This is a genomic window from Halomonas elongata DSM 2581 (genome assembly GCF_000196875.2).
GTDB classification, from domain to species: domain Bacteria; phylum Pseudomonadota; class Gammaproteobacteria; order Pseudomonadales; family Halomonadaceae; genus Halomonas; species Halomonas elongata.
The window spans coordinates 3,291,448-3,317,952 of sequence record NC_014532.2 but is presented as its reverse complement, the minus strand read 5'-3'; the positions used below and the strand labels follow the sequence as shown (position 1 = coordinate 3,317,952).

The window sequence follows — 26,505 nt, the reverse complement described above, 5'->3', positions numbered from 1 at the left end:
CTGGCCGTCGGCCCCGCCCGCGAAAGCGCGCCGGGTCGCTCGATGGCTTCCTTCCGCAGGTTAGAGCCTGTCCGCCCGAACCCGGCCCGATGGTCGGGTTCTTGCGTATGTCGTCCCGCTGCTGGATATCCCGCCATGCCCGAGCTTCCCGAGGTCGAAACCACCCGACGCGGCATCGCCCCGCATGTCGAGGCGCGCGAGATCCGCGAGGTGATCGTGCGCCAGTCGCGCCTGCGCCACCCGGTGCCCGAGGATCTCGCCGACCGTCTGGTGGGCGCGCATCTGGGCCGGCTGGATCGTCGCGCCAAGTACCTGCTGATGCCGGTGGTCGGCGAGCGGGGCGGAACCCTGCTGTGCCACCTGGGCATGTCCGGCAGCCTGCGCATCGCACGGCTGGGCGAGCTGCCCAAGAAGCACGATCATGTCGACCTGGTGCTCGACGACGGGGCTATCCTGCGCTATCACGATCCGCGTCGCTTCGGCTTCATCGATTGGCTGGATGGCGATGTCGCGCGGGACCGTCGGCTGGCGAAACTGGGGCCGGAGCCGCTCTCGGAGGCCTTCGATGGCGAGCGGCTCTATGCGATGTCCCGCAAGCGACGGCTGGCGGTCAAGCCTTTCCTGATGGACAACGCCGTGGTGGTCGGTGTCGGCAACATCTACGCCGCCGAGGCCCTGTTCCTGGCCGGCATCGATCCGCGCCGCGAGGCGGGGCGCATCTCGCGCGAGCGCTATACGCGCCTGGCCGAGGCCATCCGCGAGGTGCTGGCCGCGGCCATCACCCAGGGAGGCACGACGCTGCGCGACTTCGTCAGTGGCACCGGCGAGCCGGGGTATTTCGCCCAGCGGCTCAATGTCTATGGCCGCGATGGCGAACCCTGCCGGCGCTGCGGTGCCGAGCTGCGCCTGGTGACCCTGGGGCAGCGTGCCAGTGTCTTCTGTGCCGCCTGCCAGCGCTGATCCGGGTGCTGCCCGCTTCGCCCAATACCCATTTCCAATCACGAGATTCCCGATGACCGCCCTACGCTCCCTGCGCCTCAAGAAGAACGCCGACCGTCGACTGAAAGCCGGTCATCTCTGGCTGTATTCCAACGAGATCGATATCGCTGCTACGCCGCTCAAGGACTTCGCGCCAGGCGAGCAGGCGGTGGTGGAAGCGGCGAACGGCAAGGCCATGGGCGTGGCCTATGTCAACGCCCATTCGCTGATCTGCGCGCGCCTGGTGTCCCGCGATGCCGGTACCGTCCTCGACCGTTCGCTGCTGGTGCATCGCCTCAACCAGGCGCTGTCCCTGCGCCAGCGCCTGTTCGCCAAGCCGTTCTATCGCCTGGTGCATGGCGAAGGCGACCTGCTGCCGGGGCTGGTGATCGACCGTTTCGATGATGTCCTGGTGGTGCAGCTCAATACCGCCGGCATGGAAGCGGTACGCGAGCCGTTGCTCGATGCCCTGGACAAGGTGCTGTCGCCGCGGGTGGTGGTGCTGCGTCATGACACCAGCGGACGCCGTATGGAAGGACTCGAGGGAGGCGTCGAGGTGCTCGGCGACGAACCGCCCGAGAGCGTCGAACTGGAAGAGAACGGCGTGCGTTTCATCGCGCCGGTGATGGACGGCCAGAAGACCGGCTGGTTCTTCGATCATCGCGCCAACCGGTCCTGGCTCAACGGGCTGGTGGCCGGCAAGCGGGTGCTGGACCTGTTCAGCTATGTCGGCGGCTGGGGCGTACAGGCGGCCGCCCACGGCGCCAGCGAGGTGCTGTGCGTCGATGCCAGCGAGCGGGCGCTGCAGGGCGTGGCCGAGAACGCCGAGCTGAACGGGCTCCAGGAGCGCGTCGCGGTGGGCGAGGGGGATGCCTTCGAGGCGCTGGCCGCCCTCAAGGCCGACGACGAGCGATTCGACGTGGTGATCCTCGATCCGCCGGCCTTCATCAAGAAGCGCAAGGACATGGCCGCCGGCGAGCGCGCCTATGGCCGACTCAATCGGGAAGCGATGCGCCTGCTGGGGCGTGATGGCCTGCTGGTCTCGGCCTCCTGTTCCATGCACCTGGGCATGGACCGGCTCACGGACGTGGTGCGCGGCGCAGCCCGTCACCAGGACCGCCATGGCCAGGTGATCTTCCAGGGGCACCAGGGGCCGGACCATCCGGTGCACCCCGCGATTCCCGAGACGTCTTATCTTAAGGCGCTGGGGGTGCGGGTCTTCCGCGACTAGGCCTTGTATAAAGCATCTGGGCTCGTCGCCTTTTCTGGCTGTGCCGAGGATCGATCATCATGAGGAAGGTCGCGTCGTGAAGGATTTCGACTTCGTTCGCGTCTTCGCGCACTCGAATCCACTGCTGGTCAGCCATGTGGCCAACCTGCTCGAGTCGGCCGGCATTCCGGTGGAGCGCCGCAACATGACGCTGGGCGGCGCTTCGGGGGAACTGCCGCCTGCGGAGTGCGAGCCCGAGGTTTGGGTGGCGCCGCACAATCGGGCGCGGGCCGAGGCGCTGATTCGCGAGACCGAGAAGGGCGAGGCGCGTCCCGACTGGGTCTGCCCCGGCTGTGGCGAAGCGCTCGAAGGCGTCTTCGACCGCTGCTGGAACTGTGGTCGCGATCGGCCATAATGTCGCCGCCAGCCTGGATCTCGAATCCGTCAAGCGACAGGGAGCATGCCGTCATGTCCTGGGATCTGCCCGAACCCTTCATCATCGACCTCGAGGTCGAGCCGTCGAGCATCGACGATTATGGTCACGCCAACAACGCCGAGTACCTGCGCTGGGTGGAACGCATCAGTTGGCGCCATTCGGAGCATCTGGGGCTCAGCCTGGCGCGTTACCGCGAGCTGGATCGCGCCATGGCCGTTCATCGTCACGAACTCGATTACCTGGCGCCGGCCTTCGAAGGCGACAGGTTGCAACTGGCCACCTGGATCGTCGATTGCGACGATCGCCTGACGCTCACGCGCCGCTTCCAGCTCAGGCAACGCGAGGACGGCCGGACGTTGTTGCGCGCACGCACGCGCTTCGCCTGCATCGAACTGTCCAGTGGCCGTCCCCGACGCCTGCCGGACGAATTCCGGCATTGCTACGGGGCAGCCTTGATCAGCGAGTGATCGGCGGGCGGAAGACTTTCTGTTTGCTTTTCTTTTGACAGTCGTATTTTCGATGTCGGTGGCTTGTTTTCCGAATATTTTTTGTTTTTCTTCCGTGATCTCTGCGTGTATGCACTGTTGTGCTGTAATGAGGTGAATCCGCCGTCATTCACCGTTCATGCATCGGAGGAATCCCATGAAGATCGCCGTGCCGAAGGAAATCAAGAACCATGAATATCGCGTTGCCCTGACCCCCAGCGGGGCCCGTGAACTGGTCGGGCGTGGTCATGACGTCATCGTCCAGGCCGCCGCTGGCGAGGGCGCGGGCTTCAGCGACGCCGACTTCGAAGCGGCCGGCGCTCGCCTGGAAGCCGATGTGGCCAAGCTGTGGGATGACGCCGAACTGATCCTCAAGGTCAAGGAGCCCCAGGCCGAGGAAGTCGCCAGGCTGTCTGCCGGGCAGACGCTGTTCACCTATCTGCATCTGGCGGCCGAGGAGTCGCTGACCAAGGGGCTGCTCGACAGCGGTGCCACCTGCATTGCCTACGAGACCATCACCGCTCCCGAGGGTGGCCTGCCGCTGCTGGCGCCGATGAGCACCGTGGCCGGCCGCATGGCCGTCCAGGCCGGCGCGCACAGCCTCGAGAAGGCCCAGGGCGGAGCCGGTATCCTGTTGCCTGGGGTGCCGGGCGTGGCACCGGCCAGGGTCACGGTCATCGGCGGTGGCGTGGTCGGCGAGAATGCCGCTCGCATGGCACTGGGGCTGGGCGCCGAGGTGACGGTTCTGGACAAGTCCATTCCGCGCCTCGAGACCCTGGACGATCGTTATCAGGGCCGCATGAAGACGGTGTTCTCCACTGCCGATGCGCTCGAAGAGGCGGTCCGCGAGTCGGATCTGATCATCGGTGCCGTGCTGGTGCCGGGAGCCGCGGCGCCCAAGCTGATCACGCGCGACATGCTGTCCGACATGAAGCCCGGCAGCGTGCTGGTGGACGTGGCCATCGACCAGGGCGGCTGCTTCGAGACCAGCAAGCCCACCACCCATGCCGAACCGACCTATGTGGTGGATGGCGTGGTGCACTACTGCGTGGCCAACATGCCCGGCGCAGTGGCCCGGACCTCCACCCAGGCGCTGACCAACGCCACCCTGCCGTTCGTCGTGGCTCTGGCGGACAAGGGCTGGCAGAAGGCGCTGGCCGACGACGACCACTTCGCCGCGGGGCTCAATGTCCACGACGGCAAGCTCACCTACCGTGCCGTGGCCGAAGCCTTCGGGCTGGAGTATGTGGAAGCCGCCAGCTTGATCGGCTGAGGCGGGACCGACTTGTCGACGAAAGGCCAGGGCTTCGTGGAGAGCGGTATCGCTCGGGTAGCGGTATCGCTCGGGGCTGATCCGTCGACAAGCCTGCGAGGAGGCGCTGTGAATACCTCCATGTACGCTACCGACGCCTTCCCTGGCGTCGGACCTCCTCTTCGGCTTGTCCCCGGCGCCCCTCGTCAGATCCAGTGGCACTCGCCCTGCGACTTGTTCCCGGCAGGTCGCCTTGATCGGGGCCTCGCGTTACCATGGCGGGCATTCCAGAGTCAGCAGAGTCCCGCTTTCATGACTGCAGCATCCGACAAGACCCGTGTGCTCACGGGCATCACCACCACCGGCACTCCCCACCTGGGCAACTATGTCGGCGCCATCAAGCCGGCCATCGCAGCGAGTCAGGACCCGAGCGTCCAGTCCTACTATTTCCTCGCCGATCTGCATGCCCTGATCAAGAGCCAGGATCCCAAGCGGGTCCAGCAGTCGCGCCTGGAGATCGCCGCCACCTGGCTGGCCCTGGGGCTGGATACCGACAACGCCATCTTCTACCGGCAGTCGGACATTCCCGAGATTCCCGAACTGACCTGGATGCTCTCCTGCGTCTGCGCCAAGGGTCTGATGAATCGCGCCCATGCCTACAAGGCGGCCGTGGCCGACAACGAGACGGCCGGCAACCCGGACCCGGACAAGGGGGTGACCATGGGGCTGTTCAGCTATCCGGTGCTGATGGCCGCCGACATCCTGATGTTCAACGCCCAGCGCGTGCCGGTGGGGCGCGACCAGATCCAGCACATCGAGATGGCGCGCGACATGGCCGGCCGTTTCAACCACCTCTTCAAGGGCCAGTACTTCACCCTGCCCGATGCGGTGGTCGACGAGCGGGTCGAGGTCCTGGGCGGGCTTGATGGACGCAAGATGTCCAAGAGCTACGACAACACCATCCCGCTGTTAGTCTCCGAGAAGAAGCTGCTCAAGCTGGTGCGCAAGATCAAGACCAACTCGCTGGAGCCCGGTGAACCCAAGGATCCGGATAGCTGCACGCTGTTCCAGATCTACTCGGCCTTCGCCAGTCAGGAGGAGGCGGCCGAGATGCGCACCGAGTATGAGAACGGGATCGGCTGGGGCGAGGCCAAGAACCGGGTCTTCGAGTACCTCAACGAGCAGCTGCGCGAGCCGAGGGAGCGCTATCAGGCGCTGCTGGAGGATCCTGCCCATATCGAGGAGGTGCTGCGCCAGGGGGCCGATCGCGCCCGTGCCGAGGCCGCGCCTTTCATGGATCGGCTGCGCCAGGCGGTGGGGCTGGGGCGCTTCGTCTGATTCTGCACCCTGCGCGATGCGCCGGCCTCCATGGTCGGCGTATCGACGTGGTAGAGTAGCGGCCAAGTCGCCACAGAGCGTCACGGCCCGGATCCCAGAGACAGTAGAGACGAACCGATGACCAGAGAAGCCAAGCGCCCCCTCTATATCCCCTATGCCGGGCCCCCCTTGCTCGAGATGCCGCTGCTCAACAAGGGGAGTGCCTTCACCCGCGAGGAACGCCTCGAGTTCAACCTGATCGGTCTGCTGCCGCAGAACGTCGAGACCATCGAAGAGCAGGTGGAGCGGGCCTATCGCCAGTATCGCCAGTGCCAGAACGACCTGGACCGGCACATCTACCTGCGAGCCATTCAGGACGACAACGAGACGCTCTACTTTCGCCTGGTCTCCGAGCATCTCGAGGAGATGCTGCCGATCATCTACACCCCGACGGTCGGACAGGCCTGCGAAGAGTTTTCCAACATCTATCGCAATCACCGCGGGCTGTTCATTTCCTATCCCGACCGGGATCGCATGGACGACATCCTGCGCAGTGCCACCAAGGACAGGGTCAAGGTGATCGTGGTCACCGACGGCGAGCGCATCCTGGGGCTGGGCGACCAGGGCATCGGCGGCATGGGAATTCCCATCGGCAAGCTGTCCCTGTACACCGCCTGCGGCGGTATCAGCCCGGCCTATACGCTGCCGATCACGCTCGATGTGGGTACCAACAACCAGGCCCTGCTCGATGACCCGATGTACATGGGCTGGCGGCATCCGCGTGTCTCCCAGGAAGAATACGATGCCTTCATGGCGGAGTTCATTGCCGCGGTGAAGCGCCGCTGGCCCCAGGTGTTGCTGCAGTTCGAGGACTTCGCCCAGGCCAATGCCATGCCGCTGCTCGAGCGCTATCGCGACAAGCTGTGCTGCTTCAACGACGACATCCAGGGCACCGCCGCGGTCTGCGTGGGCACCCTGATGGCGGCGTGCAAGGCGCGAGGCGAGGACGTGGCCGATCAGCGCGTGGTCTTCGTCGGTGCAGGCTCCGCCGGTTGCGGCATCGCCGAACAGGTCGTGGTGGCCATGCAGGCCGAGGGCCTGTCGGAGGAAGAGGCACGGGCACGTGTCTTCATGGTCGATCGTGAGGGGCTCGTCACGTCGGATCAGGAGTGGCTGCGCGACTTCCAGCGTAGGCTGGCCCAAGAGCCCTCGCTGGTCGACGACTGGGACGGGCAGTCGCTGCTCGAGGTGGTCAAGCAGGTGCGCCCGACGGTACTGCTCGGCGTGTGCGGCCAGCAGGGCCTGTTCACCGAGGAGGTGATCCGCACCATGCACGCCGGCTGCCCCTCACCGCTGGTGATGCCGCTGTCCAACCCGACCTCGCGTGCCGAGGCACTGCCGGAGGATGTGATCCGCTGGACCGATGGCGAGGCCATGGTGGCCACCGGCAGCCCCTTTGCGCCGGTGGAACACCAGGGTCGCCAGTATCCCATCGCCCAGTGCAATAACGCCTATATCTTCCCGGGCATCGGGCTTGGCGTGGTGGCGGCGGGCGCTCGCCGGGTCACCGACGGCATGCTGATGGCGGCCTCCCGTGCGCTGGCGGCCGAGGCGCCGGTGGCCAAGACGGGCGAGGGCGCGGTGTTGCCGGCGTTGTCGAAGATTCGGGAGCTGTCCAAGGCGATCGCCTTCGAGGTGGCGCTGGAGGCACAGCGAGAGGACGTCGCGCTGAAGAGCGACGAGCAAGAGATTCGTGCCGCCATCGAGCGTCACTTCTGGTATCCGGAGTATCGGGATTATCGGCGCCGGTCATTCTGAGGAAACACTGCTTGAATGTCTGCGCGTGTGAATCGCTGATTTATCGTCGCCATCCTTGGCGACTACCCTTGAGCCCCGTCTAAGAGGCGGTTCAAGTTCGCTCCTGGCGAATTTGTACGCGGTGTTCGCCAGTGCATGCCGCCTTTCCCCATGAAGCGAATCATGGGCTACGGGCGGTTAACGTGCAGGCATGCCTGTATCGGGGCCGAGGGTAAGTCGCAGTCCGCTCCAACAAGAAGCCCCCGCCGGTTCATACCGGCGGGGGCTTTTGCGTCATGCGGGTCGGTTGACGGCGATCAGGCCGCGCCGATCATCTTGCGCAGCACGTAGTGCAGGATGCCGCCGTGGAGGTAGTACTCCAGCTCGTTGGCGGTATCGATGCGGCACAGGGCTTCGATGCGCTTCTCGCCCTTGGGACTGGTGATGGTCACTTCGACCTTGCCGCCCGGGGTCAGCTCCGAGAGTCCGGAGATCGAGATCCGCTCATCGCCGGTCAGACCCAGGGTCTCGCGGGTGTCGCCCTCGGTGAACTGCAGAGGCACCACGCCCATGCCGATCAGGTTGGAGCGGTGAATGCGTTCGAAGGATTCGGCCAGCACGGCGCGTACGCCGAGCAGTCGGGTGCCCTTGGCGGCCCAGTCGCGCGAGGAACCGGTGCCGTATTCCTTGCCGGCGATCACCACCAGCGGGGTGCCTTCCTGCTGGTACTGCATGGCCGCGTCGTAGATGGACATCTGCTCGCCGGAGGGCACATGGCGAGTCTCGCCGCCGACCACGCCATCGAGCATCTCGTTCTTGATACGCACGTTGGCGAAGGTGCCGCGCATCATGATCTCGTGGTTGCCGCGACGCGAGCCGTAGGAGTTGAAGTCCACCGGCTTGACGCCGCGCTCCTGGAGATAGCGACCAGCGGGGCTGTCGGGCTTGATGGCGCCGGCTGGTGAGATGTGGTCGGTGGTCACCGAGTCGCCGAGCAGGGCCAGGATGTGAGCGCTCTCGACATCCTCGGTGGCGGCGGGCTCGCGGCCCATGCCCTCGAAGAAGGGCGGATGCTGGATGTAGGTCGAGTCATCGGACCACTGGTAGACCTGGCTCTCGGGCACGTCGATGGACTTCCAGACGTCGTCGCCGTCGAAGACTTCGGCGTATTCCTTGCGGAACATCTCGGTCTTGACCTTCTCCACCGCCTCGGCGATCTCTGCCTGGCTGGGCCAGATGTCCTGGAGGTAGACCGGCTGGCCGTCGTCGCCGGTGCCGAGCGGTTCGTTGGCGAGGTCCTTGCGCACGTTGCCGGCCAGGGCGTAGGCCACCACCAGGGGCGGCGAGGCCAGCCAGTTGGTCTTGACCAGCGGATGCACCCGGCCCTCGAAGTTACGGTTGCCCGACAGCACCGAGGCCACGGTCAGGTCGCCGGCCTCGATGGCCTTCTCGATGGCTTCCGGCAGCGGTCCGGAGTTGCCGATGCAGGTGGTGCAGCCGTAGCCCACCAGGTTGAAGCCCAGTGTGTCCAGGTCGTCCTGGACGCCGCCGGCGGCGAGATAGTCGGTCACCACCTTGGAGCCGGGGGCCAGCGAGGTCTTGACCCAGGGTTTGGTCTTGAGGCCCCGGGCCAGGGCGTTGCGCGCCAGCAGGCCGGCGGCCATCATCACGCTGGGGTTGGAGGTGTTGGTGCAGGAGGTGATGGCGGCGATCACCACGGCGCCGGGATCGAGCCGGAAGGCATCGCCTTCCATGTCGACCTTCTGGCTGTCGTGATGCTCATAGCTTTCCTCGACACCCACGGCGGTCTGGCCGCCTTCGGAGAACAGGCGCCCCTTCTCGGTGGTCGACAACGACTTGCCGTCTTCTTCCATGACCTTGGCGAAGGCCGTCGGCATGTTCTTCAGGGCGACGCGGTCCTGGGGGCGCTTGGGGCCGGCCAGGCTGGGTTCCACGTCGTTCATGTCGAGCTGCAGGGTATCGCTGAAGATCGGCTCGTGGCCGGGTTCGCGCCACAGCCCCTGGGTCTTGCAGTAGGTCTCGACCAGTTCGATCTGGGCGTCGTCGCGACCGGTCAGGCGGAGATAGTTGAGCGTCTCGTCGTCGACCGGGAAGAAGCCGCAGGTGGCGCCATACTCGGGGGCCATGTTGGCGATGGTGGCGCGGTCGGCCAGCGGCAGGTCGGCCAGGCCGTCGCCGTAGAATTCGACGAACTTGCCCACCACGCCGCGCTCGCGCAGCATCTGGGTCACCGTCAGCACCAGGTCGGTGGCGGTGATGCCCTCGCGGAGCTTGCCGGTGAGCTTGAAGCCGACGACCTCGGGAATCAGCATCGACACCGGCTGGCCGAGCATCGCGGCCTCGGCCTCGATGCCGCCCACGCCCCAGCCGAGCACGCCCAGGCCGTTGATCATGGTGGTGTGGGAATCGGTGCCCACCAGGGTGTCGGGATAGGCGAAGGTCTTGCCGTCTTCTTCCTTGGCCCACACCGTCTTGCCCAGGTATTCGAGGTTGACCTGGTGACAGATACCGGTGCCCGGCGGCACGACACGGAAGTTGTCGAAGGCCTGCTGACCCCAGCGCAGGAATTCGTAGCGCTCGCGGTTGCGCTCCATCTCGATGGCCACGTTGTCGCGGAACGCCGTGGGATTGCCGAACTTGTCGACCATCACCGAATGGTCGATGACCAGGTCGACCGGCGACAGCGGGTTGATGCGCGAGGGGTCTTCGCCGAGGCGCTCGACGGCGTTGCGCATGGAAGCGAGGTCGACCACACCGGGCACGCCGGTGAAGTCCTGCATCAGGACCCTGGCCGGGCGGTAGCCGATTTCGCGATCGGACGAGGCGTCCTGCTGCCAGTCGACCAGTGCCTGCATGTCCTCGCGGGCGACGCTGGGGTCGTCGGCGAAGCGCAACTGGTTTTCAAGCAGGATCTTGAGCGTCATCGGCAGGCGGTCGATGTCGCCCAGGGCTTCGGCGGCTTTCGGCAGGCTGTAATAGTGGTAGGTAGTGCCGGCGGCCTCGAAGGTCTGCAAGGTATCCGGTGTGGACTCGGTGCTCATTGCTATCCTCCTGTCACGGGGAGTGTCGAACCATCCTGGGTTCGTGTTCTTACATGGTCATGATAGAAGCGCTTTTCAACCACTGCGCCCGGCGATCGGTCTTGATAACGAGGCGGGTCATCCCCACATGCACCGGGTGATTTGTTGTCTGGAGGAATCGTGCACGAGGACGCACTGGAGAGTCGATCGGTTCGTTGTCCCTACTGCGACACGCCCTTCGCGTTACAGGTCGACGCCTCTCAGGGCAGTCACGCGACCTGGGAGGATTGCCCGCGCTGCTGCGCCCCCATCCAGCTGCGTATCGAGGTGTCCTCGATCAGCGGTGAACTGGAGTCGGTGACCCTGGGGCGGGATGACGACGTGCTGTAAGGTGTCCGCTGGCGCAACCCTGTCGTGCACGGCACAATAGGCCGCGGCTATGCATGCCATAGCGTCGAGAGAATGGTCCGACGGCGCTGACTGGCCTAGTGTGGTATCCCATTTTTCATCATTGATCACACAATGCCTGAAAGGAGACGCCATGAGCGTCTGGCCTGGACGTACAGCGCCCGGTTGCCTTGCAGCGTCTCAGCCCGCAGTGGCCTGCGTCATGCCGATGGGGCATCGGCATCACCCAGTCCGTTGCGTTACCCATTGCCAGAGTTGCGAGGTATCCCATGAGCGAAGCGCGCCACGAACGCCTGATCATCCTAGGTTCCGGGCCGGCCGGTTACACGGCGGCCGTCTATGCGGCCCGGGCCAATCTCAAGCCGCTGTTGATCACCGGTATCCAGGCCGGCGGTCAGTTGACCACCACCACGGATGTGGACAACTGGCCCGGCGATGACATCGGGGTCCAGGGCCCGGAGTTGATGGAGCGCATGAAGCGACATGCCGAGCGCTTCGAGACCGAGGTGCTGTTCGACCATGTCCATGAGGTCGAGTTGCGCGAGCGTCCCTTCACGCTCAAGGGTGACAACGGTACCTACACCTGCGATGCGCTGATCATCGCCACGGGAGCCAGTGCCCGCTACCTGGGCCTGGAATCCGAGAGCCGCTTCATGGGGCAGGGCGTGTCGGCCTGCGCTACCTGCGATGGCTTCTTCTATCGCAACCAGGATGTCGTGGTGGTCGGTGGCGGCAATACCGCCGTCGAGGAAGCGCTGTACCTTTCCAACATTGCGTCCAAGGTGACGCTGGTGCATCGCCGTGACAGCCTGCGCGCCGAGAAGATCCTCCAGGACAAGCTGTTCGACAAGGTGGAGAACGGCAACATCGAAGTGATCTGGAATCACACTCTCGATGAGGTGCTGGGCGACAATACCGGCGTGACCGGGGCCCGGCTCAAGTCCACCGAGGACGGCAGTACCCGCGAGCTCGATGCACCGGGCGTGTTCATCGCCATCGGCCATAGCCCCAACACCGGCATCTTCGAAGGCCAGCTGGACATGGCCGGCGGCTATATCAAGGTCCAGTCGGGGCTCGAGGGCAACGCCACCGCCACCAGCGTGCCCGGTGTCTTCGCCGCCGGCGACGTCATGGACCATGTCTATCGCCAGGCCGTGACGTCGGCGGGCAGCGGCTGCATGGCCGCCCTCGACGCCGAGCGGTATCTCGACGAGCTGTGACCGGGCTTCGCCCGGAGCGGTAAGCTGTAAGCTATAAGAAACCCCTTGATGGGGCGTCGATTGGCTTCGAGCCTGGCTTACGGCTTACGGCTTACGGCTTACGGCTTACGGCTTACGGCTTACGGCTTACGGCTTTCAGTAATGCGGCGGCATCTCGTCTTCGGGGCGGGGTGTCGCCGCGTCGTTTTCCTGCAGGGCGCGTTGCTGGTCGCGTATCTTGCGCTGCATCAATTCGTTGAGTCTCTCGAGCTGCGCCAGGCGTTTTTCCTGCTGTGCCACGGTGCGGTCCAGGGTATCCAGCCAGTCTTCCTGATAGGCGTAGCGGCTTTCCAGGGCAGTCAGTCGGGCCTGGAGATCGGAAGGCGTGTCATCGTGGTTCATGATAGAATCCTTGTGCTGCATGCCACCGTTCACCGTGGCATCGGTCTAGGTTCGGGGGCGGCGTGTCACGCCGTACAGTGCCTCGTGCCGCGTTATGGAAACACTGCTTGAATGCCTGCGTGGGTAAAATGCTGCGTGATGCGGTGCGCGAAAGTTCGCTTAACGACATGTTATATCTCGCTTTCCGTGCTCCGGGTGCCATGCACTTTACTACGCTCGGTTATTTATTCAGCATTTCCTGAATTCCTTCCTTTCTATTACGACAAAGAGAGCATCAGAAGTTTATGAATCGAAAGGTCGTGTTGCGTTGCAGTCTCATCAGCCTGTTGCTGGCCGCGCCGTCACCGCTATTGGTGGCCTTGTTCGTGCATCTTGCCGGTGGCGCCATGTCCAGAGAGATATTCGCCAGTCTCGAGATAGGGGGTGTGGGTGCCGTCTATCTGGCCGTGGCCCTGGCGGTTTTCGTCCTGTTGCTGATCGCTACCCTGGCAGTCAACGCCCTGACGCCTCAGTTGGTCAATCTGGCCGAGGTCGAGGACGATGATCGCGAGATCGGCGAGGTCAAGTGGTTCAATGTCAACAAGGGGTACGGTTTCATCACGCGTGACAGTGGCGAGGATGTGTTCGTGCACTTCCGGGCCATTCGCGGGCGTGGACATCGCACCCTGGCCGAGGGCCAGAAGGTGAAGTATCAGGTGTCGCGCAATGAGCGGGGGTTGCAGGCCGACGATGTCACCGTCATTACCTGAAAACCGGCCTGCACTTGATCATACTGTGTTGGAAGGTCGTCTCGAGATGCTCATTTAGCAGCTCGTAAACTCCGCTCTCTCGGCGACCTTCCGCCTTGTCTGATCTTCGTTCGGCGCGGTTTTCTTCCACCTGAACCAACGTCATAGGAAGAGGGAAGGAAATCTTTGACGCTCCAAACCCCGGGGCCAATCTGTCTTCCCTCTTCCCTCTTCCCTCTTCCTTCTTACTGCCCTGAATCCGGCCATTCGATGGTCGTTTCCTGGCCGTCGGGCAGGACCTGCAGAAAGCGGTCCGGGTCGTCGCCGGGCTGCCAGCCTCCCAGCGAACAGCGAACTTCGCAGCCCAGCCGGCCGGCGGCTTCGCGGGCGCAGTCGGTATCCGTCGCCCAGGGGGTGTCGGGGCTGTCGAACCACAGGCTGGCGAAGCCGTCGGCTGCCTTGAGCACCAGCAGGATGTCGATGTCATGGCCGTCATGCTGGCCTTGCGCACGCCAGCGATTCTTGCCGGCCGAGGCCAGTGGCGGGGTGCCGAGGGTGTCGCCGAGCCAGGCGTTCAACGCCTCCGGGTCGACATGGGCCAGGTAGATCTCGATGTCGGGATACGCTTCCATGACTACCTCCGGCTCAGGGCCGTGATGTGCCGTTGACGAACAGGCGGGCGAGAATAGCTTCGTAGATACGGCTCAGGTCATCGAGATCGGTGGCCCTGACGCGCTCGTCGACCTTGTGGATGGTGGCGTTCAGGGGCCCCAGTTCGACCACCTGGCTGCCGAGGCTGGCGATGAAGCGGCCGTCCGAGGTGCCTCCGGAGGTGGAGAGTTCGGGCCGCCGCGCCAGTACATCCTCGACGCCGGCCAGGGCGGCGTCGACCAGTTCGCCCTCGGCGGTCAGGAAAGGCTCGCCGTTGAGGGTCCAGTCGATGTGGAAATCCAGGCCGTGAGCCTCGAGGATGGCCTCGGTGCGCTGCTGCAGCGCCTCGTGGGTGACCTCGGTGGAGTAGCGGAAGTTGAAGGTCGCTTCCAGGTCGCCGGGAATCACGTTGGTGGCGCCGGTGCCGGCACGCAGGTTGGAGATCTGGAAACTGGTGGCCGGGAAGAAGGTATTGCCGCCGTCCCAGTGCTCGCGCACCAGGGCGTCGAGTGCCGGCGCGGCCTGGTGGATGGGGTTGCGGGCCAGGTGCGGGTAGGCCACATGGCCCTGAGTGCCGCGCACATGCAGGACGCCGCCGAGCGAGCCGCGGCGGCCGTTCTTGATCACGTCGCCGAGTTGCTCGGTGGAGGAGGGCTCGCCGACGATGCAGTAATCCAGGCGATCGTGCGACTCGCGGAGATGCTCGACTACCGCGCGGGTGCCGTCCACCGCCGGGCCTTCCTCGTCGGAGGTGATCAGAAAGGCGATGCGTCCGGGATGATCCGGATGCTCGGTGACGAAGCGCTCCACGGCGGTGAGCATGGCGGCCAGGCTGCCCTTCATGTCTGCCGCACCGCGCCCGCACAGCATGCCGTCGTCGTCGATGCGCGGTTCGAAGGGCGGATATTGCCAGTGCACCTCGGGGCCGCTGGGCACCACGTCGGTATGGCCGGCGAACGCCAGTACCGGGCCGTGATGGCCGTGCACGGCCCAGAAGTTCTCGACGTCGCCGAACGGCAGCCGCTCGATCTGGAAGCCGAGCCGGGCGAGGCGCTCGATCATCAGCTCCTGACAGCCCTGGTCGTCGGGGGTGACGGAGGGGCGTCGCATGAGCTCCATGGCGAGCTCGAGCGTGGGGGACAGGGTATTGGCGGTCTCGGATGAGGTCATGCGGGATTCCGGTGGGCCGGCCCCGGGCGCCGCAGCGCCCGGGAGCGACTCAGTTGTGGGCGTGCAGCGCTTCGTTGAGGGCGATGGCGCTCTTGTTGGTCAGGCACTCGATGCGGCCGTTCTGGGAATTGCGACGCAGCAGCAGGTCGTCCTGGCCGGCCAGTTCGCGGGCCGCCACGGTGCGGACTTCCTGGCCCTGGTCGTCGAGCAGGGTGACCTTGGCGCCGGCGGTGATGTAGAGCCCGGCCTCGACGGTGCAGCGATCCCCCAGCGGAATGCCGATGCCGGCATTGGCACCGATCAGGCAGCCTTCGCCGACCTTGATGACGATGTTGCCGCCGCCGGACAGCGTGCCCATGGTGGAGCAGCCGCCACCCAGGTCGGAGCCCTTGCCGACCAGCACGCCGGCCGAGATCCGGCCTTCGATCATCCCGGGGCCTTCGGCGCCGGCGTTGAAGTTGACGAAGCCTTCGTGCATCACCGTGGTGCCTTCGCCGAGATAGGCGCCGAGGCGTACCCGGGCGGTGTCGGCGATACGTACGCCGCCGGGCACCACGTAGTCGGTCATCTTGGGGAACTTGTCGACGCAATCCACCGAGAGGGTCCGGCCTTCGAGGCGGGCCTTGAGGCGCCGTGCCGGCAGCTCTTCGATATCGATGGCGCCTTCGTTGGTCCAGGCGATGTTGCGCAGCAGCCCGAACATGCCGGTCAGGTCGATGCCGTGCGGCTTGACCAGGCGATGGGAGAGCAGGTGCAGCTTGAGATAGACCTCGGGAGCGCTCTGGGGAGCGTCGTCCTCGGCGATGAAGGTGGCGACCAGCGGCCGCTGGCTGGAGGCCAGGGATTCGGCGAGTTCGGCCTGGGCCTCATGGCCGGCGGCCTTGAGCGCTCCGGCGAGCTCGGCGCAGTGTTCCGGCAGGAAGCTGACCGCGGCGTTGCCGGCGGGGGCGTCCAGTACCTTGGCGGCGGCCTCGACCAGGCTGGCCTCGGGGTTCAGCAGGGGCGCCGGATAGTAGATCTCCAGCCAGTCTCCCTGGGTGTTCTGGGTGCCGATTCCGAGTGCAAAGCTGAGCATGTGGGGATCCTCTCGGGTGCAGTGGCGCCGGGGCGCCTCACAGGTTGTCGTAGTCGCCATCGCGGAAGCCGACGAGGATGTCGTCGCCGGTGTCCAGCAGCGGGCGCTTGAGCAGAGTGGGGTTGGCCAGCATCAACTCGCGGGCCTTGTTGGCGTCGATGTCGGCCTTGTCGGCGTCGTCGAGTTGCCGCCAGGTGGTGCTGCGCTTGTTGAGCAGGGTCATGACCGGGACATGCTCGAGGATGTGTTCGAGCAGCGCCGCGGACAGGCCGTCCTCGCGCAGGTCGTGGGTCTGGAAGGGAATGCCCTTGCCTTCCAGGGCCTTGCGGGCGCGACGGCAGGTGTCGCAATTCTTGATCATCATCAGCATCATCATGGCGTCGTCTCCCAGCTGACGGTTTTCTCGATCAGGTCGCGCATGCGCCTGGCCGCTTGCGTGGTGGCGTCCAGGTCGTCGACCAGGGCCAGACGGACCCGGCCGGCGCCGGGGTTGTCGCCGTCGAAACCGGGCCGGCCCATGTAGCTGCCCGGCAGTACGCTGACGTGCCGCTCGGCGTACAGCGCTCGGGCGAAGGCCTCGTCGTCGCCGCCGGGCACCGACGGCCAGAGGTAGAAGCTGGCTTCGGGCGTGGGGAAATCCATCACCGGGGCGAGGATCTCGGTCACCGCCGCGAACTTCTCCCGATAGGCGTCGCGGTTGGCGCGCACATGGGCCTCGTCGCGCCAGGCGGCGATGGAGGCGTGCTGCAGCGGCAGCGACATGGCACAGCCATGGTAGGTGCGGTAGCGGCGGAAGGCCGAGATCAGCTCGGCGTCGCCGGCCACGAAGCCCGAGCGCAGCCCCGGCAGGTTGGAACGCTTGGAGAGCGAATGGAAGACCAGGCAGCGCCGGTAGTCCTGGCGGCCGAGTCGCGCGCAGGCTTCCAGCAAGCCTGGCGGCGGGGCGGATTCGTCCAGGTAGAGTTCCGAATAGCACTCGTCGGCGGCGACGATGAAATCGAATTCGTCGGCCAGTTGAATCAGGCGCTCGAGATCCGCGAGCGGCGTCACCGCGCCGGTGGGGTTGCCCGGCGAGCAGACGAAGACGATCTGCACGTCGCGCCAGGTCGCGGCCGGTACGGCCTCCAGGTCGGGGCGGAAGTCGTGTTCGGCCCGGCAGTCCAGGGTGAGCGTCGTGCCGCCGGCCAGCAGGGTGGCGCCTTCATAGATCTGATAGAAGGGATTGGGCACGGCGACCCGCGCGGGGCGTGTCCGATCCAGGGCCGCCTGGACGAAGGCGAAGATCGCCTCCCGGGTGCCGTTGACCGGCAGGACCTGACGATCGGCATCGAGGTCGTCGAGGCCGAAACGCTGGCTTGCCCAGTCGGCGATGGCGCGGCGCAGCTCGACGAGCCCACCGGTCGCCGGATAGCGGGCCATTTCGTGGCGCTGGTCGACGAGTGCCTGCAGGGCGCCCTCGAAAGGGGCATGGCGAGGCTCGCCGATGGTCAGCGGAATATGGGGCAGATCATCGGGCGGCGTAATGCCCGCCTTGAGGGAGGCGAGCCGCTCGAACGGATAGGGTTGGAGCGCGTCGAGGTCGGGGTTCATGGGTGTCCAGTCGAGGGCCGTGATCGGCGTCGTTGTGTTGTGTCGTGTCGCGCAGGCAGGACGCCGATTATAGGGAAGCCCCGGATGGGCCTCAAACGCGCTGCTCGGCATTCCGCTCAGCCGCTGACGTCGAGTACCTCGATCAGGCGCTCGCGCAGGCGGCGCTGGCGTTCAGCGTCGATGAGCGGCGCTCCGGCCTTGTCGGTAATGAAGAAGACGTCCTCGACACGTTCGCCCAGGGTAGCGATCTTGGCTGCCGAGAGGGCGATGTCCTGTTCCATGAAGATGCGCCCGACGCGTGCCAGCAGTCCCGGGCGGTCCGGGGCGACGAGCTCGAGCAGGGTGCGTTCATTGGCTGGGTCCTGGCGGATGAAGACCTCGGTGGGCACGCGGAAATGCTTGAGCTGCCTCGGTGTGTGGCGGGTGACGATCTGCGGGTAGTCGTCGGGATCGTCGAGTTCTTCCACCAGATGGTGGCGGATTTCCTCCAGTCGAGCGGGGTCGCGGATGGCGTGGCCATGGTCGTCGAGAACGATGAAGGTGTTGAGGGTCCAGTTGTTGCTCGAGGTGGCGATGCGGGCATCGTGGATCGATAGCCCCAGTTGTTCCATGGCCGCCGAGGTGGCGGCGAACAGGTCGTCCACCGAGCGGGTGTGGATGAACACCTTGGTACCGCCCTCGGCCATGTCGGCAGTGGGCGCGCTGAGCAGGATCAGCGGCAGCTCGCTGCCGGCGTGGCCGAGGATGCCCTGGGTCTGCCAGGCGATCTCGCTGGGGGCGTACTGCAGGAAGTAGTCTTCGCCCAGCGAGGCCCACAGGCGATCGACCTTTTCCATGTCGGCACCGACCGTGGCCAGCAGGGAGTGAGCCTCGTCGCGCGTCTCGCGCACCGAGTCGTCGCGCTCCATGGGATTTTCGAGGCCGCGGCGCAGGGCGCGTCGGGTTTCGCCGTGGAGCTGGCGCAGCAGCGAGGCGCGCCAGCCGTTCCACAGCGTGGGGTTGGTGGCATTGATGTCGGCCACCGTCAGTACGTAGAGGTAATCGAGCCGGGTCTCGTCACCGACACAGCGTGCGAAGTCGCTGATCACGTCGGGATCGGTGATGTCGCGCTTCTGGGCCACCATGGACATCAGCAGGTGATGCTCGACCAGCCAGCTCACCAGCCGGGTGTCACGCTCGGAAAGGCCGTGATCGTGGGCGAAGGCCTCGACATCCCGGGCGCCGATCAGCGAATGGTCGCCGCCGCGCCCCTTGCCGATGTCGTGGAACAGGCCGGCGATCCACAGCAGGTCCAGCCGGGGCAGTTGCTGGACCAGTTCGGCCGCGACGGGGAAGCTTTCCCGGGCATCGGGCTTGCGGAAGCCGTGGATGCACTTCAGCAGCCGCAGGGTATGGGCATCCACGGTGTAGATGTGGAAGAGGTCGTGTTGCATCAGGCCCACGGCCTGGCCGAAGACCGGCAGATACTTGCCGAGCACGCCGTAGCGGTTCATGCGCCGCAACTGGCGGGCGACGTTGCCGCTGGAGCGCAGCAGCGCCATGAACAGACGCTGGTGGTGAGGGTCGGCGCGAAAACGGTCGTCGATCAGGTGGCGATGATCGCGGATCAGGCGGATGGTGTCGGCACGCACGCCCTCGATCTCGGGATGCTCGGCCATCAGCAGGAAGAGTTCCAGCAACGCCGAGGGGTGTTCCTGGAAGAGCGTCCGCGAGCGGGCCTGGATGTAGCCGCCCTTGATCTCGAAGCGTTCGTTTAAGGGGACGGTCTCGAACGACTCGCCGCCGTGCAGGATGGCTTCGTCGAAGTGCTGCAGCAGCATGTCGTTGAGCCTGGCGAGCGCGGTGACGTGGCGATAGTAGCGCTTCATGAACTGCTCGACGGCCAGGCGCTCCGGGGTGTCGTGGTAGCCGAACAGCTCGGCGATGGTGCGCTGGTGGTCGAACAGCAGGCGGTCCTCGGCCCGGCCGCTGAGCATGTGCAGCGCATAGCGCACTTGCCAGAGGAAGGCCTGCCCCTGGCTGAGGATGTGCAGCTCGGCGTCGTTCATGAAGCCATGGGCGACCAGGTCTTCGTAGCGCTGGGTGGCGAAGTGTCGTTTGGCCACCCAGCCGATCATCTGGATGTCGCGCAGCCCGCCCGGAGAGCTCTTGATGTTGGGCTCCAGGTGGTATTCGGAGTTGTTGAAGCGGTAGTGGCGGCTGATCTGCTCCTGCCACTTGGCCTCGAAGAAGTGATCCGCCGGCCACAGCCGGTCCGGCGACAGACGCTGCTGCATGGCCTCGCGCAGTCGCTCGGGGCCGGCCAGGGTGCGCGTCTCGATCAGATTGGTGATCACCGTGACGTCGGCGGCGGCTTCGTGGGAGCAGTCGGTGAGCGAGCGAACGCTGTGGCCGATCTCCAGGCCGATGTCCCAGAGGAAGGTGATGAAGGCGGTCAGCGGTTCGCGGTAGGGCGTATCGTCATCCTGCTCGAGCAGCAGCAGCAGATCGATGTCCGAATGGGGATGCAGCTCGCCGCGGCCGTAGCCGCCGACGGCGAGCAGGGCGATGCCGTCGTCGGGCCAGTCATGCAGCTCCCAGGCGATCGCCAGCAGGCGATCCAGGCACCAGGCGCGTCCATGCACCAGGTCGCGAATGTCGGCGCCGGCACGAAAGCGTTCGTCGAGCCGTGCCTGGATCTCGCCCAGCGCAGCCTTGAAGGGCGCGATGGGCGAACGGCTGCCGCCGAGCTCGGTGCGGAACTTCTCGATGTCGAACAGCGTCTCGTCGGGCTCGAACCGATAGTGGTGGAGCAGCATGATGGGCCGGCTCAGTGGTCGAGGAACGAGAGGTCTTCGTCGCGTCGAGCGGTGAGGACCTCCACGCCGGTGGCGGTGACCAGCAGGGTGTGCTCCCACTGGGCGGTGAGTCCCTTGTCCTTGGTCACGGCGGTCCAGCCATCCCGGAGCACCTTGGTGCGGTGATCACCGACGTTGATCATCGGCTCGATGGTGAAGCACATGCCTTCCGCGAGGGTGATGTCCGCTTCGGGGGCGTAACCATCGTAGTGCAGGATCTGCGGTTCTTCATGGAAGCCGGCGCCGATGCCATGTCCGCAGAAGTCGCGAACCACCGAATAGCCGTTGGCTTCGGCATGCTGCTGGATGACGCGGGCCAGCTCGGAGAGCCGAACGCCGGGGCGTACCGCGGCGATGCTCTTGTACAGGCATTCCTGGGTGACGCGCGACAGGCGCTCGCCCTGGATGGTCTCGCCGACGATGAACATCATGCTGGAATCGCCGTGATAGCCATCGGCGGTCTTCACCGTGATGTCGATGTTCATGATGTCGCCTTTCTTCAGCTTCTTGGCGTCATCGGGGATGCCGTGGCAGACCACGTGATTGATCGAGGTGCAGATCGACTTGGGAAAACCGTGATAATTCAGCGGGGCGGGCGTGGAGCCCAGCTCGTTGACGATATAGTCGTGGCAGCGCCGGTCGAGTTCACCGGTGCTGACGCCGGCCTGCACATGGGGGGTGATCATTTCCAGCACACTGGCGGCCTGTCGGCCCGCCTCGCGCATCTTCTCGATCTCGTCGGGCGTCTTGATGGGTACGTTCATGGAAGCTCGGATTCAGGGGTGGCATGGCCGCCTGCAACGCGCCAATCACGGAGGAGGGACGTCGGGCGACTTCATCTCGAAGGTAATCCATGGTATAAAGCTGCGCGCCTTCCTGCAATCGCCGATCCTTCTCGTCCCCAAGGTGTCGAGTGGTTTACGGCCGGAAGGTGCCAATTTAAACGCAACGCCTTGAAAACACACATGCACCGGCACATGGTCCCGGGTGCTGTCGGCGCGACCGGCGGTCGGATCCATGGGGTGCATGGAGGCCTAACCCGATTTTCCAGGAGTCATCCATGGCACACGTCAATATGCGTGACCTGCTGAAGGCAGGCGCTCACTTCGGTCACCAGACCCGTTACTGGAACCCGAAGATGAGCAAGTACATCTTCGGCGCACGTAACAAGATTCACATCATCAACCTCGAGCATACGCTTCCGGCCCTGAACGAGGCCATCGATGTGGTCGAGAAGATGGCGGCCGCGAACAACAAGATCCTGTTCGTGGGCACCAAGCGCAGCGCCAGCAAGATCGTCAAGGAAGAAGCCAACCGCGTCGGTCAGTCGTTCGTCAACCATCGCTGGCTCGGCGGCATGTTGACCAACTTCAAGACGATTCGTCAGTCCATCAAGCGTCTGCGCGAACTCGAGACCATGCACGAGGACGGCACTTTCGAGAAGCTGACCAAGAAGGAAGTGCTGATGGCGACTCGCGAGCAGGACAAGCTCGAGCGTTCCATCGGTGGTATCAAGAACATGGGTGGCCTGCCCGATGCGCTGTTCGTGATCGACGTCGATCATGAGCGGATCGCCATCAACGAGGCGAACAAGCTGGGTATTCCGGTCATCGGCGTGGTGGATACCAACTCCGATCCGGACGGCGTCGACTACGTGATCCCGGGCAACGATGACTCCATCCGCGCCATCCAGATCTACGTGAAGGCGATTGCCGATGCCTGCGCCCGTGCGAAGGAAGGCCGTCCCGACGAATTCGTCGAGGTCACCGAGGAAAGCGCTGGCGACGACGCCGCCGCTGCCGAGTGATCGAGGGCCCGGCAGGGCCGTGAAATCGCGCCGCTTGTCGGCGATCCGTCGCCGTGACGGCGCAAGGGGGCTCCGGCCCCCTTGCTTGCGCCCCGGGACGGAAACGGGATTCGCCGGGTTCGCCCGGCTCCCATCTTCCAGGTCGAACCATTCAGAGGACACTACCCATGGCAGCTATCAGCGCCTCTCAGGTCAAGGAACTGCGCGAGCGTACCGGGCTCGGCATGATGGAGTGCAAGAAGGCACTCACCGAAGCCGGTGGTGACATCGACACCGCCATCGAGAACCTGCGCAAGAACTCCGGTCTCAAGGCCGCCAAGAAGGCCGGTCGTACCGCCGCCGAAGGCGCCGTCGTCACCCGCGTCGCGGAAGACGGCAGCTACGGCGTGATGGTCGAGATCAACTCCGAGACCGACTTCGTGGCCCGTGACGACAACTTCATCGCCTTCGCCAACAAGGTGGCCGATGCCTTCTTCGCCGCCAAGAGCGAAGACGTCGCCGCCATCATGGAAGGCGAGCTGGAAGCCGATCGCGAGCAGCTGGTGCAGAAGATCGGCGAGAACATCGGCGTGCGTCGCAGCGTGGTCGTCGAGGCCGCTTCCCAGGGCGGTAGCCTGGTCGGCGCCTATGTCCATGGCGGTCGTATCGGTGTGTTGACCGTGCTCAACGGCGGCAACGCCGAGGTCGCCAAGGACGTGGCCATGCACGTCGCCGCGCTCAACCCGGCCGTCGCACTGCCCGAGAACATGCCTCAGGAGAAGCTGGACGAAGAGAAGGCGATCATCCTGGCCCAGCCGGACATGGCCGGCAAGCCGGAGCAGATCGCCGAGAAGATGGTCCAGGGTCGCCTGAAGAAGTTCCTGGCCGAGAACAGCCTGACCGAACAGGCCTTCGTCAAGGATCCGAACCAGAGCGTCGCCGAGTACGTCAAGGCCGCCGGCGGCGAAGTGATCGGCTTCACCCGTTTCGAGGTGGGCGAGGGCATCGAGAAGGAAGAAGTCGATTTTGCCCAGGAAGTGATGGAACAGGCCAAGCGTAGCTGAGGTCAGAGGTTCCAGCATGACGATGGCGTGCGCGATGGCGCACGCCATCGCGTATCCGGTCGGTATATCCGACCACTCACGTCCATTCGCCGAGTTCCGGGAGATCCACGCATGAGCAGTGCCGAGCAAACCGCTCCAGCCAAGTCCGACAAGCCCCGCGCCGACGTCTCGAAATACAAGCGCATCCTGCTCAAGCTGTCCGGTGAAGCCCTGACCGGCGACGCCGAGTTCGGCATCGATCCCAAGGTGCTGGATCGCATGGCCCTGGAGATCGGCCAGCTTGTCGGCATCGGTGTGCAGGTGGGCATCGTCGTCGGCGGCGGCAACCTGTTCCGTGGCGCCGCCCTGCACGAGGCGGGCATGGAGCGCGTCACCGGTGACCACATGGGCATGCTGGCCACGGTCATGAATGCCCTGGCCATGCGGGATGCCCTGGAGCGTTCCAACATCCGCTCGCGGGTGATGTCGGCGATTCCCATGAGTGGGGTGGTGGAGCATTATGACCGACGCACCGCCATCCGCTACCTGACATCCGGTGATGTGGTGCTGTTCTCGGCGGGCACCGGCAATCCCTTCTTTACCACGGATTCCGCTGCCTGCCTGCGCGGTATCGAGATCGATGCCGATGTCGTGGTCAAGGCCACCAAGGTGGACGGCGTCTACGACAAGGATCCGGTCCAGCACACTGACGCGGTCAAGTACGAGCAGCTTTCCTATGACGATGCGCTCGACCAGAAGCTCGGCGTCATGGATTTGACCGCCATCTGCCTGGTGCGGGACCATGACATGCCGGTTCGCGTGTTCAATATGAACAAGCCTGGGGCGCTGCTGAACCTGGTGGTGGGCGGCAGGGAAGGCACGCTGATTGACAGAGGGTGAAATCGTGATTGACGACATCAAGAAGGATGCGGAAAGCCGCATGAAGAAGAGCCTCGAGGCGCTTCACAACAACTTCAACAAGATCCGCACCGGACGCGCTCATCCGAGCATCCTGGATGCGGTGACCGTGGAGTATTACGGCAGTCAGATGCCGATCAACCAGGTGGCCTCGGTCAACGTCGAGGATGCCCGGACCCTGACCGTGGTGCCCTGGGAGCAGAGCATGGTGCCCAAGGTGGAAAAGGCCATCATGACCGCCGAGCTGGGTCTCAACCCCGCCAGTGCCGGCAATGTCATCCGGGTGCCGATGCCGATGCTTACCGAGGAGACTCGCAAGGGCTACATCAAGCAGGCGCGTCAGGAAGCCGAGAATACTCGGGTGGCGGTGCGTAACGTGCGTCGCGACGCCAACCACGAGATCAAGACGCTGCTCAAGGACAAGGACATCACCGAGGACGACCAGCGCCAGGGTGAGGACGAGATCCAGAAGCTCACCGACAAGATCGTCGGCGAGATCGACAAGGCTCTGGAGTCCAAGGAGCACGACCTGATGCAGGTCTGAGGGCGAGGCGGTGCCCCGCGAGGGCGCCGCCCCCCGAAACCTGCACGCCTGTGTTCCATTCGCCATGCGAGACATCATGACGTCACCGCAGTCCCTTCACCTGCCGCCCTCCGGGGACGCCCCCCTTCCGCGCCACGTGGCCATCATCATGGACGGCAACAACCGCTGGGCCAAGGCGCATGGCCTGTCCGGCGTGCGGGGCCATCACGCCGGCGTCGAGGCCGTGCGAGCGGTCATTCGCCGGGCCGCCGAGCGCGGCATCGGCACCCTGACGCTCTTCGCCTTTTCCAGCGAGAACTGGAAGCGCCCGGCCGCCGAGGTTCACGCTCTGATGGAGCTGTTCCTGATGGCGCTCAAACGCGAGGTAAAGAAGCTCCACGAGCATGACATCCGCCTGTCGGTCGTCGGGGAGCGCGAGGGGTTCTCCTCGACGATCCAGAAGCACATCGAAGCGGCGGAATCCCTGACCGCCGGCAATACCGGCCTGCACCTGGTGATCGCCGCCAACTATGGCGGCCGCTGGGATATCGCCCAGGCCGCCCGCCGGCTCGGCGAACGCGTCGGCGCAGGTGAACTGGACCCGGCCAGCATCGATGAGCGGGCCGTGCAGTCCGAGCTGTGCCTCGGCGACGCTCCACCGGTGGACCTGTGTATTCGCACCAGTGGCGAGTGTCGTATCTCCAACTTTCTGCTGTGGCAGATGGCCTACGCCGAGCTCTATTTCACACCGGTGCTGTGGCCGGATTTCGGTGCCGAGGCCTTCGATGAGGCCCTGGTGGATTTTGCCGGTCGCCAGCGGCGCTTCGGCATGACCGACGAGCAGGTCGAGGCGCACGGTGCTTAAGCAACGCATCATCACCGCCGCCTGGCTGGCACCGCTGACCCTGCTCGGGCTGTTCGGCCTCGAGGGCACTCCCTTTGCGCTGTTCACGGCAGTTGTCGTGCTGCTGGCCGGGTGGGAGTGGACCCGGCTGGCCGGCCTGGAATCACCGCGCTGTCGCGGGCTGGCAGTCGCCGCCCTCGGGGGCGCCATGCTGCTGCTCGGCCTGGCGGGTTCGACCCAGGCGATCTGGCCGCTGTATCTGGGCGCCCTGGGGTGGCTGCTCAACCTCTACTGGGTGACGGGTTATCCGGCACGCTCGGTGCAGTGGCATTCCACCGGCGCGCGGCTGGCCATGGGCGCCTGGGTGCTCCTGCCGACCTGGGTGGGGTTCAGCGTGCTGCGCGAGAGCGGGGCGGTCTGGTTGTTGTTCGTGCTGCTCCTGGTCTGGGGCGCCGATATCGGCGCCTATTTCGTCGGTCGGGCGCTGGGGCGGCGCAAGCTGGCACCGAGCGTCAGTCCCGGCAAGTCCTGGGAAGGCGTGGCCGGTGGCGTGCTGGTCAGTGCGCTGCTGGCGGTGCTGTTCGCCGCCTGGCAGGGGTTGGGCGTGATCGGCGGCCTGGTCCTGCTCGCCGTGACGATCGTCGTGACGCTGGCCTCGGTGCTCGGCGATCTGCTGGAAAGCATGCTCAAGCGCCATCGGGGCCTGAAAGATTCCAGTCAGTTGCTGCCCGGCCATGGCGGTATCCTGGACCGCATCGATAGCCTGACCGCGGCCGTCCCCTTGTTCGCCCTGCTGCACCTGGGAGTCTCTTGAC

25 protein-coding genes are annotated in these 26,505 nt (G+C 65.2%); 16 read left to right on the top strand and 9 right to left on the bottom strand.

The features are described from left to right. The first annotated feature begins 135 nt into the window (after nucleotides 1-135). From mutM to HELO_RS15405, 7 genes are all read left to right on the top strand, one after another. A complete protein-coding gene (mutM, locus tag HELO_RS15435; RefSeq protein ID WP_041602189.1) occupies nucleotides 136-960 on the top strand; it encodes a bifunctional DNA-formamidopyrimidine glycosylase/DNA-(apurinic or apyrimidinic site) lyase in 825 nt (274 codons plus the stop codon). Between the two features lie 52 nt (nucleotides 961-1,012). Continuing rightward, nucleotides 1,013-2,209, top strand: coding sequence for a class I SAM-dependent rRNA methyltransferase (locus tag HELO_RS15430; protein ID WP_013333578.1), 1,197 nt, complete (start codon nucleotides 1,013-1,015; stop codon nucleotides 2,207-2,209). 76 nt (nucleotides 2,210-2,285) lie between these two features. Next, on the top strand, nucleotides 2,286-2,603 hold the full coding sequence (locus tag HELO_RS15425; protein WP_013333577.1) for a putative signal transducing protein: 318 nt from the start codon (nucleotides 2,286-2,288) through the stop codon (nucleotides 2,601-2,603). Nucleotides 2,604-2,656: 53 nt separating this feature from the next. Next, nucleotides 2,657-3,091, top strand: a complete 435-nt coding sequence (locus HELO_RS15420; protein WP_013333576.1) for an acyl-CoA thioesterase — start codon at nucleotides 2,657-2,659, stop codon at nucleotides 3,089-3,091. A gap of 175 nt (nucleotides 3,092-3,266) precedes the next feature. Further along, nucleotides 3,267-4,382 (top strand): alanine dehydrogenase, encoded by a 1,116-nt coding sequence (gene ald, locus HELO_RS15415; RefSeq protein ID WP_013333575.1) that lies wholly within the window; start codon nucleotides 3,267-3,269, stop codon nucleotides 4,380-4,382. Between the two features lie 291 nt (nucleotides 4,383-4,673). Next, a complete protein-coding gene (gene trpS, locus HELO_RS15410) occupies nucleotides 4,674-5,699 on the top strand; it encodes a tryptophan--tRNA ligase (protein ID WP_041602188.1) in 1,026 nt (341 codons plus the stop codon). Between the two features lie 117 nt (nucleotides 5,700-5,816). Further along, the gene (locus tag HELO_RS15405) at nucleotides 5,817-7,496 is read left to right on the top strand and encodes an NAD-dependent malic enzyme (protein ID WP_013333573.1); all 1,680 of its coding nucleotides are present in this window, start codon (nucleotides 5,817-5,819) and stop codon (nucleotides 7,494-7,496) included. 296 nt (nucleotides 7,497-7,792) lie between these two features. Here the strand turns inward: HELO_RS15405 and acnA are convergent, their stop codons facing one another. Continuing rightward, complete coding sequence (acnA, locus tag HELO_RS15400; RefSeq protein ID WP_013333572.1) at nucleotides 7,793-10,537, bottom strand: aconitate hydratase AcnA; 2,745 nt, start codon at nucleotides 10,535-10,537, stop codon at nucleotides 7,793-7,795. Between the two features lie 159 nt (nucleotides 10,538-10,696). On the opposite strand from acnA, the gene HELO_RS15395 reads away from it, so the two are divergent. Both HELO_RS15395 and trxB read left to right on the top strand, forming a co-directional pair. After that, nucleotides 10,697-10,906, top strand: a complete 210-nt coding sequence (locus tag HELO_RS15395) for a CPXCG motif-containing cysteine-rich protein (RefSeq protein ID WP_013333571.1) — start codon at nucleotides 10,697-10,699, stop codon at nucleotides 10,904-10,906. 287 nt (nucleotides 10,907-11,193) lie between these two features. Further along, entirely contained in the window at nucleotides 11,194-12,144 is a 951-nt protein-coding gene (gene trxB, locus HELO_RS15390; RefSeq protein WP_013333570.1) for a thioredoxin-disulfide reductase, read from the top strand. 135 nt (nucleotides 12,145-12,279) lie between these two features. On the opposite strand, the gene HELO_RS15385 is transcribed toward trxB, so the two are convergent. Then, complete coding sequence (locus HELO_RS15385) at nucleotides 12,280-12,525, bottom strand: SlyX family protein (protein ID WP_041602187.1); 246 nt, start codon at nucleotides 12,523-12,525, stop codon at nucleotides 12,280-12,282. A gap of 284 nt (nucleotides 12,526-12,809) precedes the next feature. Between HELO_RS15385 and HELO_RS19410 the strand changes: the two genes are divergently transcribed. Then, nucleotides 12,810-13,274, top strand: a complete 465-nt coding sequence (locus HELO_RS19410) for a cold-shock protein (RefSeq protein ID WP_013333568.1) — start codon at nucleotides 12,810-12,812, stop codon at nucleotides 13,272-13,274. A 224-nt stretch (nucleotides 13,275-13,498) separates the two neighbouring features. On the opposite strand, the gene HELO_RS15375 is transcribed toward HELO_RS19410, so the two are convergent. The 7 genes from HELO_RS15375 to map form a co-directional block, all read right to left on the bottom strand. Further along, nucleotides 13,499-13,885: a hypothetical protein gene (locus HELO_RS15375; RefSeq protein WP_013333567.1), complete on the bottom strand. Its 387-nt coding sequence runs from the start codon at nucleotides 13,883-13,885 to the stop codon at nucleotides 13,499-13,501. 13 nt (nucleotides 13,886-13,898) lie between these two features. After that, complete coding sequence (gene dapE / locus HELO_RS15370; protein ID WP_013333566.1) at nucleotides 13,899-15,074, bottom strand: succinyl-diaminopimelate desuccinylase; 1,176 nt, start codon at nucleotides 15,072-15,074, stop codon at nucleotides 13,899-13,901. Nucleotides 15,075-15,123: 49 nt separating this feature from the next. Beyond that, the gene (dapD, locus tag HELO_RS15365) at nucleotides 15,124-16,149 is read right to left on the bottom strand and encodes a 2,3,4,5-tetrahydropyridine-2,6-dicarboxylate N-succinyltransferase (protein ID WP_013333565.1); all 1,026 of its coding nucleotides are present in this window, start codon (nucleotides 16,147-16,149) and stop codon (nucleotides 15,124-15,126) included. A 37-nt stretch (nucleotides 16,150-16,186) separates the two neighbouring features. Next, nucleotides 16,187-16,525, bottom strand: a complete 339-nt coding sequence (locus HELO_RS15360; protein ID WP_013333564.1) for a Spx/MgsR family RNA polymerase-binding regulatory protein — start codon at nucleotides 16,523-16,525, stop codon at nucleotides 16,187-16,189. Continuing rightward, nucleotides 16,522-17,739, bottom strand: coding sequence for a succinyldiaminopimelate transaminase (gene dapC / locus HELO_RS15355; protein WP_013333563.1), 1,218 nt, complete (start codon nucleotides 17,737-17,739; stop codon nucleotides 16,522-16,524). The genes HELO_RS15360 and dapC overlap by 4 nt, the downstream gene beginning before the upstream one ends. A 116-nt stretch (nucleotides 17,740-17,855) precedes the next feature. Further along, a complete protein-coding gene (locus tag HELO_RS15350; RefSeq protein WP_041602186.1) occupies nucleotides 17,856-20,537 on the bottom strand; it encodes a [protein-PII] uridylyltransferase in 2,682 nt (893 codons plus the stop codon). Nucleotides 20,538-20,548: 11 nt separating this feature from the next. Continuing rightward, nucleotides 20,549-21,340 (bottom strand): type I methionyl aminopeptidase, encoded by a 792-nt coding sequence (map, locus tag HELO_RS15345; protein WP_013333561.1) that lies wholly within the window; start codon nucleotides 21,338-21,340, stop codon nucleotides 20,549-20,551. Between the two features lie 296 nt (nucleotides 21,341-21,636). Between map and rpsB the strand changes: the two genes are divergently transcribed. The 6 genes from rpsB to HELO_RS15315 all read left to right on the top strand — a co-directional run bounded on the left by rpsB (nucleotide 21,637) and on the right by HELO_RS15315 (nucleotide 26,504). Continuing rightward, nucleotides 21,637-22,383, top strand: coding sequence for a 30S ribosomal protein S2 (gene rpsB, locus HELO_RS15340; protein ID WP_013333560.1), 747 nt, complete (start codon nucleotides 21,637-21,639; stop codon nucleotides 22,381-22,383). Nucleotides 22,384-22,550: 167 nt separating this feature from the next. Next, nucleotides 22,551-23,426: a translation elongation factor Ts gene (tsf, locus tag HELO_RS15335; RefSeq protein ID WP_013333559.1), complete on the top strand. Its 876-nt coding sequence runs from the start codon at nucleotides 22,551-22,553 to the stop codon at nucleotides 23,424-23,426. Nucleotides 23,427-23,537: 111 nt separating this feature from the next. After that, entirely contained in the window at nucleotides 23,538-24,305 is a 768-nt protein-coding gene (pyrH, locus tag HELO_RS15330) for a UMP kinase (RefSeq protein ID WP_013333558.1), read from the top strand. A gap of 4 nt (nucleotides 24,306-24,309) precedes the next feature. Further along, entirely contained in the window at nucleotides 24,310-24,867 is a 558-nt protein-coding gene (gene frr / locus HELO_RS15325; RefSeq protein WP_013333557.1) for a ribosome recycling factor, read from the top strand. 76 nt (nucleotides 24,868-24,943) lie between these two features. Then, nucleotides 24,944-25,711 (top strand): polyprenyl diphosphate synthase, encoded by a 768-nt coding sequence (uppS, locus tag HELO_RS15320; RefSeq protein WP_041602657.1) that lies wholly within the window; start codon nucleotides 24,944-24,946, stop codon nucleotides 25,709-25,711. Beyond that, nucleotides 25,704-26,504 carry a phosphatidate cytidylyltransferase gene (locus tag HELO_RS15315; protein ID WP_013333555.1) on the top strand — a complete coding sequence of 267 codons (801 nt, stop codon included), beginning with the start codon at nucleotides 25,704-25,706 and terminating at the stop codon, nucleotides 26,502-26,504. The genes uppS and HELO_RS15315 overlap by 8 nt, the downstream gene beginning before the upstream one ends. Nucleotide 26,505 lies beyond the last annotated feature (1 nt).